This is a genomic window from Streptomyces sp. NPDC001027 (assembly GCF_040299045.1).
In the GTDB taxonomy this organism is placed as follows: domain Bacteria; phylum Actinomycetota; class Actinomycetes; order Streptomycetales; family Streptomycetaceae; genus Streptomyces.
In genome coordinates this window covers 1-8678 of record NZ_JBEPBI010000293.1, presented here as the reverse complement: position 1 = coordinate 8678, position 8678 = coordinate 1, and the positions used below count along the sequence as shown (strand labels likewise).

Genomic DNA, 8678 nt, shown 5'->3' with positions numbered 1-8678 from the left:
TTCAAGAAGGCGGTCGTCGGCGGCCGGGCGCCCTGCCTCGAGGGCCAGGCGAACCTGCTGAAGGCCGCCAAGGGCTACGGCTGGCGCTACGACGCGTCCTCCGCCGGCGACTTCCAGATCTGGCCGACGAAGAAGAACGGCATCTGGGACTTCCCGCTGCAGATGCTCCCGTACGAGGGCGGCAAGTACCAGGGCCTGTCCATGGACTTCAACTTCCTGTACAACCAGTCCAAGGGGGAGGTCCACGGCAACCCGGCCGAGTATCCGCAGTGGGAACAGGAGACCGCCGACGCCTACATGGCGGGCTTCAACCGCGTGTACTACGGCAGCAGGGCGCCGCTCTTCATCGGCAACCACTTCGAGGATTGGAACGGCGGCATCTACATGAAGGCCGTCGACCAGACCATCGAGAACGTGTGCACCAAGAAGGACGTCAAGTGCGTCTCCTTCAAGGAGCTCGCCGACTGGATGGACGTCCAGACACCCGCCACCCTGGAGCGGCTGCGCACGCTGGATCCCGCGCAGAGCCCGGACTGGTCCACGGTCGTCAAGTGACCCCCGGGGGACGGCGGGTGAAGTAACCAAACCTCAACCGCAACCCCCTTCACAACAGCCACACACCCCGTGCAAAGATGCCCTCCTCGGCATCCCATCGCCGGGGCAAGAGGGGAAACATCAGTGAAGTCAAGGAAATTGAAGGCGACACGCCGCCGCGTCGCGATACTCGGGGCCGCCGCCACCTCGGTCGTCGCCGGAGTGGCGCTGCTGCCCACCTGGTCCGCGGGCGCCGCGGTCGTCGACGACCCCACGGTCGACGCCAAGACGAAGGCCACCTTCCAGAAGCTGGCCGACGCGGTCTTCACCGACCGTACCGACGCGCTGGTCACCGGCGCGCAGGGCAACCGGGCGAAGCCGCTGACCGACGGTTTCTCGGGCGACGTCAAGCTGTCCTCCAGCACGGCCCGCACGGAGGACGCCGCGCTGTCCACGCTCGGCCAGCGCAAGGACAAGCTGGCCAAGGCCGGCGAGAAGTACAGCAAGGCCGCCACCACCGTCACCCTGAACGCCACGCGCGTGACGGGCCGCACGGCCAAGGCCGCGGTCACCGAGACCACGACCCTGACCTACGCCCAGACGCGCGGCAACGCCCCGAAGAGCACCGGGTTCCAGGCCAAGCACGAGCTGACGTTCAAGGCCGACCGGCAGGGCAACTGGCAGCTCACCGCCATCCGGGACACCGACCAGGGTGGCCTCGCGGTGAACACGCTCTCCAAGCCGACGCCGACGGTGAAGGTGACGACGGCGGACGACACCATGCCGAACGCCAAGCGTGCGGCGATCACGTCGAACCCGCCCGCCGTCCCGAAGACGGGCACCGCCTACGACTACAAGGCGATGGCGGCCTACGCCGAGAAGTACGTGTACACGTACAACAAGGACTACCCGGACTTCAACAACCACACCGCGGGCGGCGACTGCACCAACTTCGTCAGCCAGTCCCTCAAGGCCGGCGGCTGGAAGCACGTCCCGGGCTACGTGTACGACTACACCAAGTGGTTCGGCAACGCCGACATCCAGTCCGACTCGTTCGTCGGCGTCAACGAGTGGTCCTGGTTCGCCCAGAACTCCAAGCGCACCACCGCCCTCGCCAACGTCTACCAGCTCGAGGTCGGCGACGTCCTCCAGATGGACTTCGACCGCGACGGGTCCAAGGACCACACGATGATCGTCACGGCCAAGAGCAACGGCGTGCCGTACCTGACGTACCACTCGAACAACACGCTGCGTAAGTCGTTGTCGAGCCTCCTCGCGCAGAACCCCAACGCGTACTACTACGCCTACCGCACCTGATCGGGGCCCCTCGCCCCTGATTCGGCCGGCCCGTCGCCCTCGGGGTGACGGGCCCGCCAGTACGGGTTGTCGTGCGGCAGGGCGGACCCCACCCTGCCGTACATCCCGAACACCATCAGCAGGATGCCGATCACAAAGCTGAGCATGCAGTTCTGGATCTCGAAGGCCAGGAAGTTGTAGTCCGTCTCCAGCAGGGCCATGTTCAGGAACCCGCTGAGGATGAACAGCACGCCGAAGACCATGTTCAGCGTGGACGCGACGTTCCCGCCGATCACCATGCCGACGACGAGCAGCAGCCCGACCGCCACCGACAGCCAGCTCAGCGCGCCGTTGGTGTTGAGGCTCCACACCTCGTCCCCGCCGGTGTCGAAGAAGCCGATCCTGTCGATGATCCCGAAGACGCCGAAGACGATCAGACCCAGGCCCATCAGCCCGGCGCCGATCCGGTAGACCAGGTTCAGCCGGTGATCGACGGGCAGATGGTCGTCGATCCTGATCCGCCGTTTCGAGCCGGAACGCAGTGCGTGCGTCGCCATCTCCGCCTCCCGAGGTGAGACATGCCGACCGTGGGACGTCACGTGCCTGAAATGTCCGCACGTGTCCTCGTCATCCAATATCCGCCCGTCGGGCGGCGAGGGCAATGTCAGTGCCCGGTGCCGCGCTCCTCGCGGATCCGGGCCACCGTGCCGGCGACCGCCCGCCGGACCGCCTCGGTCTCCGTGAGGAAGTGCCAGTAGTCGGGGTGCCGGCCCTCCAGCGTGGCGATCGCCCGCTCCAGCCGGGCCACCGACTCGTCCAGCGGACGCGCGTGCCGGGGGTCGGGAGTGTTGCGCCCCGCCATGGCCAGCCGCTGGGCGTCCCGGATCGCGAACCGGGTCCGGTCGATCTCCGCCTGCGGATCCTTCTGCACCGCGTTCAGCCTGGTCAGCCGATCACCGGCGGCCGACACCGCCTCGTCCGTGGTGTTCAGCAGCGCCCGCACCGTGGACAGCAGCGCGGTGGCGTCCGGCCAGCGCTGCGCGTCCCGTGCGGCCTGCGCCTCGGTCAGCTTCGCCTCGGCCTGCCGGACGTTCTCCCCGGCCTGGCCGGGAACATGCTGAAGGTCCTGCCAGCAGGCCGCCGTGAACCGCCGGCGCAGCTCGCTGAGCACCGGATCCAGCTGTCCCGAGCGGGTCGTCAGCGCCTGCGCGCGAGTGCGCAGCGAGACCAGCCGGTGGTCGATCTCGGCGGCCCGCTCCGGCAGCCGGGCGGCCTCCGCGCGGACCGCCTCCGCCTCCCGCGCGACGCGTTCGGCGCGCTCCAGGGTCTGCGGCACGCCGTGGCGGCCCGCGCCCTGGTTCAGCATCGTCAGCTCCGGCGCGAGCGCCGCCAGCCGGGCCGCCAGATCGTCCGCCCGCAGGCCGCCCTCCCGGGCCGCGTCCAGTGCGCCGGAGGCGGCCAGCAGCCCCTGCCGGGCCCGCTCCACCGCCGGCGCGAGCCGGGCCAGCTGGGTCTCGGCCTTGCCGAGCAGCGGACCCAGCCCGGCGGCGAACCGGTCCAGCTCCTGCTTGACGCGGCCCAGTTCCTCCTTGGCGCGGGTCAGCTGCTCGCGCGCCCGGGCGGCCGCCGACGCCTCCAGGTCGTCCCGGTCGAGATCGTGGGCGTCCACCGCCTCGATGTACTGGTGACTGGCTTCGTCGATGCGCCTGCCGACGGCCTCGAAGTCCGCGACCGCCCGCCGGGCGGCCGGCGAGTCGTCCACCGCTTTGATGGTCTCGATCGAGATCCGCAGATCCCGCTGCGCGCTGTCCAGTTCGTAGAACGCGGCGGCCGCCGCGTCCTTCGCGGCCTGGGCCTCGGCGCGCTGCTCCTCCGAGCGCCCGCCGAACCAGCGCCGGGTGCCGCCGCCGGCGAACGCGGCGGGCAGCGCCAGCGCGGCTGCCAGCGGGAGGGCGACGAGGACCAGGGCGTCCTTGAGCGCGGTGAGCGCGGGTCGGTCCGCGCGCGGCGGCGACGGCGAGTACGGCCGTACTGGTGTCGCCGTCACATCCCTCTCCCGTGCTGTGTCCGTCCTGCCCCGTGTCATTCTCCCACCGGTTAAGGACGAACACACGGGCCGGTCAGTTCACCTTCCGGACCATGACTTCGTTCGCGCCCCGCAGGGGCGTCACGCGGGCGTTGCAGGGCCGGGGCTGGCGTGTCACCGTCCGTTCACCAGCGATACCCGGGAATGTGGGGTTCCGGGAGCAGGCTCCACGTGTGAGACGAATCATGGGAATCGTCCTCGCGGCACTGCTGATGGCGGGCGTGGTGGTCGCCGTCGTCGCGGGTCGCAGCGATGAGGACAAGGGCACGGCAACGAAGACCGTGCGGATGGTGATCGGGTCGGAGAAGGCGGAGTTCTTCGCGGACCCGGACGTGGTGAAGGCCCTCGCCGCCAAGGGCTACACCGTCAGGGCCGAGGCCTCCGGGTCCTGGGCCATGGAAGGGCTGGACCTCGAGGGTTACGACCTCGCGTTCCCCAGCAGCCAGGCGCCCGCCGTCGAGCTCGCGGCCAAGTACAAGGTGCAGGGGACCCTCCCCCGCCCCTTCTACTCGCCCCTCGTCGTCGTGGCGCACAAGAACGCCGCCGGGGTGCTCGCGGCGGGCGGCCTGGCCACCCTGGACGCCGCGCACCGCGGCACCCTGAAGATGGCCGCCTATCTGGACGCGGCCCGCGCCGACCGGACCTGGCAGCAGCTGAAGGGCGCCGAGAAGTACGGGGAGCTCACCGGCGCCCTCTACCTCTCCAGCACCGACCCGGAGACCTCCAGCTCCGGCGCGCTCTACCTCGCCGCCGCGTCCTACGTCGCAGGCGGGGGCAAGGTCGTCGCGAGCACCGCCGAGGTCGACAGGACCGCGCCGCTGCTGCACAAGCTGGTCAGCGTCCAGGGAGCCCAGCAGTCCAGCACGGACGCGGCCTTCCGGGACTTCGTCAGCGGCGCAGGCAACCCGCTCGTCCTGGTCTACGAGTCGCAGGTCGCCTCCCTCCTCGCGGACGGGCAGCAGCCCGACGACCTGGTGGTCCTCTACCCGGACACCACCGTCAACAGCGACCACACCGCCGTGCCGCTCACCGAGAACGGCTCCGCACTCGCCCGACTCCTCTCCAACGACCCGGAGTTGCGCAAGCTGGAGATCCGGCACGGGTTCCGCCCGCAGGGCGTCGCCGCCGAGTTCGCCTCGGCCGGCGCCTACCTCAAGCAGCAACTGACCGGCGTCCGCCAGGCGCCCGTGCCCACCTCCGCGGTGCTGCACGAGCTGGCGCGACGGGCGCGCGGATAAGGGGGACAGCAGCAGATGAGCAGCACCGACAACGACTTCGCCCTCACCCCGCCCGAGGCCGTCGCCGCCGTTCCGCGCGAGCGGGCAGGCGGACTCGTCCCCGTGGACGACGGCGTCCGCACCGCCATGGCGACCAAGGCAGCCGCCTACGTCGACGGACTCGCAGCCCTCGACGCCCGCTCGCCCGAGTTCGTGGGCAAGGTGGGCGAGATCACCGCGCTCGGCGCGGGCGAGATGCGCACGGCCGCCGCACAGTCCAACCGCATGCTGGAGCGGACCGTGCGCAGCCTGCCCGACAAGGGCGGCGACGCCCAGTCGAAGGTGGCCGGCTCGCTGGTCGAACTCCGGCGTGTCGTCGAGGACCTGGACCCGCGGGACCTGCCGGCGAGCAAGGGCCGCAAGTTCCTCTCCAAGCTCCCCGGCGGCAACAAGCTCCGCGACCACGTCGCCAAGTACGCCTCCGCACAGGGCACGTTGAACAAGATCGTGAGCTCGCTGCGCGGCGGCCAGGACGAACTGCGGCGCGACAACGCCGCGTTGCAGACCGAGCGGGTCCGGCTCTGGGAGACCATGGGCAAGCTCCAGGAGTACATCGTCCTGACCGACGCCCTGGACTTCGCCGTCGAGCAGCAGATCTCCGGCGCCGAGCTCACCGACCCCGAGCGGGCCGACAGCCTGCGCGCCGACGTCCTCTTCCCGGTCCGGCAGAAGCACCAGGACCTGCTCACCCAGCTCGCGGTGTGCGCACAGGGCTACCTCGCCATGGACGTCGTCCGCCGCAACAACGACGAGCTGATCAAGGGCGTCGACCGGGCCGCCACGACCACCGTCTCGGCGCTGCGCATCTCGGTCATGCTGGCCTCCGCGCTCGACACCCAGAAGAAGGTCGTCGAGCAGGTCAACGCCCTGCGCGGCACCACCGAGGACCTCATCCGGGGCAACGCGGAGATGCTCGCGACGCAGAGCGGGGAGATCCAGCGCATCGCCGCCGACCCGGCCGTCGGCGCCGAGACCCTGCGCTCCGCCTTCCAGCAGATCTACCGCACCCTCGACGCCATCGACGCCTACAAGGTGCAGGCGACCGAGGCCATGGCGGTGACCGTGGAGAACCTGACGGCCGAACTCCAGCAGGCCGGCGCCTACCTGGACCGCAGCCGCTCCCGCAGCGCGCTGGAAGGCGGCCTCTCATGAGACGGCCCCCCAGACCCCTTCGAACCCTTGGTCCTCTTCGAGCCTTTGGTTCCCTTCGGCCCCATGGCCCCCGTCGGCCCCTCCTCGCGCTGACCGCCCTCGCCCTCCTGCTCACCGCCTGCTCGGCGGCGGCCGACGGGGACGAGAAGGACCCGGGCGCGCCCCGGCCCGGCGTCCTCCGCGTCCTCGCCTCCAGCGAACTGAGCGACATGGCCCCCGTGCTGGAGCAGGTCCGCAAGGACACCGGCGTCACGATCCGGCCCACCTACATGGGCACGCTCGACGCCGTGAACCTGCTGGCGAAGCCCGCCGCGGACGGCAGGTACGACGCCGTGTGGCTGTCCTCCGGCGACTATCTGCGGCTGCGCCCCGACGCGGCGAAGAAGATCGTCTCGGAGGCGCCGATCATGTCCAGCCCGGTCGCCGTCGGCGTGCGGACGGCGACCGTCGCCTCCCTCGGCTGGAAGCCCCAGCACGTCACCTGGTCGCAGATCGAGCAGGCCGTTCAGGACGGCGAACTCACCTACGGCATGACCGACCCGGCCCGCTCCAACTCCGGTTTCTCCACACTCGTCTCGGTCGCCTCGGCGCTCTCCGGAGCCCAGTCCGCGCTCACCGAGGCGGACGTCGCGAAGGCGACCCCGAGGCTGAAGGAGTTCTTCAAGGGGCAGCAGCTGACCTCCGGTTCGTCCGGCTGGCTGGCGAGCGCGTACGCCCGGCGCGGCGACGTCGACGCGCTCCTCAACTACGAGTCCGTGCTCATGGGCATCCCCGGGCTGACCGTGATCCGCCCCACCGACGGCGTCGTCACCGCCGACTACCCGCTCTCCTCCCTCGCCGCGACCGACGCGACGGCCCGCGACGACGTCAAGCGGGTGACCGACGCGCTGCGCACGGAGGCCGTCCAGCGGCTGATCACCGCCAAGACGCACCGCCGCCCGGTCGTGGCCTCGGTGCCGCCCGCGGCCGGACTCGACACCGCCCGCCGGCGCGAACTGCCCTTCCCCGGCGCCCGGTCCGTCGCCGACGGTCTCCTCGACGCCTACGAGAACGACCTGCGCCGCCCCTCCCGGACGGTGTACGTCCTCGACACCTCCGGCTCGATGCAGGGCGACCGGCTGCGCCGACTCAAGACCGCCCTCACCGACCTGACCGGCGACTTCCGGGACCGCGAGGAGGTGACGCTGATGCCGTTCGGATCGGACGTGAAGAGCGTGCGGACGCATGTCGTCAGCCCCGCCGACCCCGACGCCGGGCTCGCCGCGATCCGCAAGGACACCGAGGAGCTGTCGGCCGACGGGGACACGGCCGTCTACACGTCGCTGGAGAAGGCGTACGACCACCTCGGCGCCGACCGGGACGCGTTCACGTCGATCGTGCTGATGACGGACGGCGAGAACACGGCGGGCGCGAAGGCCGGCGACTTCGACGGCTTCTACCAGGGCCTCAGCGCCGAACGGCAGGCCATCCCCGTCTTCCCCGTCCTCTTCGGCGACTCCGACCGGGGGGAGCTGGAGCACATCGCCGAACTGACCGGCGGCCGCCTCTTCGACGCCCAGAAGGGCTCGCTGGACGGCGCCTTCGAGGAGATCCGTGGCTACCAGTAGGTTCGCCGGATACCTGGAGTCGCGCAAGAACATCGCCGGCAGCGCGGCGGGACTGGTCGGCCTGGTCCTGACCTTCACGGGGGTCGCGGGCCCGTACTGGCCGATCGTGGTCGTCGGACTGTACGGCGCGGGCGCGCTGATCGCCCCGCCGGAGCGGCCCCCGCTGCCCGACTTCCCGGACCCGTCCGCCCAGCTCGACGAAGTGCGCGGCGACTTCGAGCGCCTCGGCGACTACCTCGCGGAGGTCGACCTGCCCCCGGCCGCCGCGGGCCGCCTCGCCGAGCTCACCGGCCTGCTGGCCGCCCTCCTCGAACCCGGCTGGGTCGCGGAGATCCTGGCCCAGGACCCGGAAGGCGTCCACATCCTGTCGAGGGCGGTGCGGCAGGACGTTCCCGAGGCGGTCGACACCTTCGTGCGCACGAGGTGGTGGACACGGCTGGCGCCGGGCCAGGATCCCCCGGAGCGCCATCTGGAACGCCAGTTGACCCTGCTCCAGGACGAGGCGGAGCACCTGGCGGGCGCGCTGCGGGAAACAGAGGCCAGACGTCAGGAATCCCACACGCGTTACCTGGAGGACCGCTCGCAGTAGCCCCCTGATATGGGTTTGCGGGGCACGGGCCGGGGCCATGTAGGCCCCCGCCTCCGCCTCCAGCACATGCCGGGCGCGCAGCCGAGGCAGGCCGAGGCGGCCGGGACGCATGGTGCGGACGGCCAGGACGGTGAAAT

Annotated in this window: 8 protein-coding genes and 1 pseudogene; 6 read left to right on the top strand and 3 right to left on the bottom strand. The window is 70.9% G+C overall.

Translation table 11 applies throughout. The features are described from left to right. Together ABT300_RS38385 and ABT300_RS38380 are read left to right on the top strand one after the other, a co-directional pair. Positions 1-555 (top strand): polysaccharide deacetylase family protein (locus tag ABT300_RS38385; RefSeq protein ID WP_502978084.1); only part of this gene is annotated, 555 nt, incomplete at its 5' end. A 138-nt stretch (positions 556-693) separates the two neighbouring features. Continuing rightward, complete coding sequence (locus ABT300_RS38380; RefSeq protein ID WP_351686133.1) at positions 694-1851, top strand: amidase domain-containing protein; 1158 nt, start codon at positions 694-696, stop codon at positions 1849-1851. Here the strand turns inward: ABT300_RS38380 and ABT300_RS38375 are convergent. Both ABT300_RS38375 and ABT300_RS38370 read right to left on the bottom strand, forming a co-directional pair. Then, positions 1839-2387: a DUF4383 domain-containing protein gene (locus ABT300_RS38375; RefSeq protein WP_351686130.1), complete on the bottom strand. Its 549-nt coding sequence runs from the start codon at positions 2385-2387 to the stop codon at positions 1839-1841. The two genes, ABT300_RS38380 and ABT300_RS38375, sit on opposite strands and share 13 nt — an antisense overlap. A gap of 107 nt (positions 2388-2494) precedes the next feature. Then, entirely contained in the window at positions 2495-3877 is a 1383-nt protein-coding gene (locus tag ABT300_RS38370) for a hypothetical protein (RefSeq protein WP_351686128.1), read from the bottom strand. A 212-nt stretch (positions 3878-4089) separates the two neighbouring features. Here ABT300_RS38370 and ABT300_RS38365 point away from each other — a divergent pair, with 212 nt between their 5' ends. Genes ABT300_RS38365 through ABT300_RS38350 form a run of 4 tightly spaced genes read left to right on the top strand, consistent with a single transcriptional unit; the run spans position 4090 to position 8541 of the window. Further along, the gene (locus ABT300_RS38365) at positions 4090-5154 is read left to right on the top strand and encodes a substrate-binding domain-containing protein (protein ID WP_351686126.1); all 1065 of its coding nucleotides are present in this window, start codon (positions 4090-4092) and stop codon (positions 5152-5154) included. A 15-nt stretch (positions 5155-5169) separates the two neighbouring features. Continuing rightward, a complete protein-coding gene (locus ABT300_RS38360) occupies positions 5170-6345 on the top strand; it encodes a toxic anion resistance protein (RefSeq protein WP_351686123.1) in 1176 nt (391 codons plus the stop codon). Then, positions 6342-7952 carry a vWA domain-containing protein gene (locus tag ABT300_RS38355; protein ID WP_351686120.1) on the top strand — a complete coding sequence of 537 codons (1611 nt, stop codon included), beginning with the start codon at positions 6342-6344 and terminating at the stop codon, positions 7950-7952. Before ABT300_RS38360 ends, ABT300_RS38355 begins: the two co-directional genes overlap by 4 nt. Further along, positions 7939-8541: a hypothetical protein gene (locus ABT300_RS38350; RefSeq protein ID WP_351686117.1), complete on the top strand. Its 603-nt coding sequence runs from the start codon at positions 7939-7941 to the stop codon at positions 8539-8541. The genes ABT300_RS38355 and ABT300_RS38350 overlap by 14 nt, the downstream gene beginning before the upstream one ends. Before the next feature lie 42 nt (positions 8542-8583). On the opposite strand, the pseudogene ABT300_RS38345 reads toward ABT300_RS38350, so the two are convergent. Then, a pseudogene (locus tag ABT300_RS38345) lies at positions 8584-8678 on the bottom strand (DUF192 domain-containing protein); the annotation flags it as partial.

What these genes read in the sequence shown, in the direction of transcription:
- ABT300_RS38375 (WP_351686130.1), bottom strand. Translation starts at nt 2,387, where the DNA reads ATGGCGACGCACGCACTGCGTTCCGGCTCGAAACGGCGGATCAGGATC.
- ABT300_RS38360 (WP_351686123.1), top strand. Translation starts at nt 5,170, where the DNA reads ATGAGCAGCACCGACAACGACTTCGCCCTCACCCCGCCCGAGGCCGTC.
- ABT300_RS38355 (WP_351686120.1), top strand. Translation starts at nt 6,342, where the DNA reads ATGAGACGGCCCCCCAGACCCCTTCGAACCCTTGGTCCTCTTCGAGCC.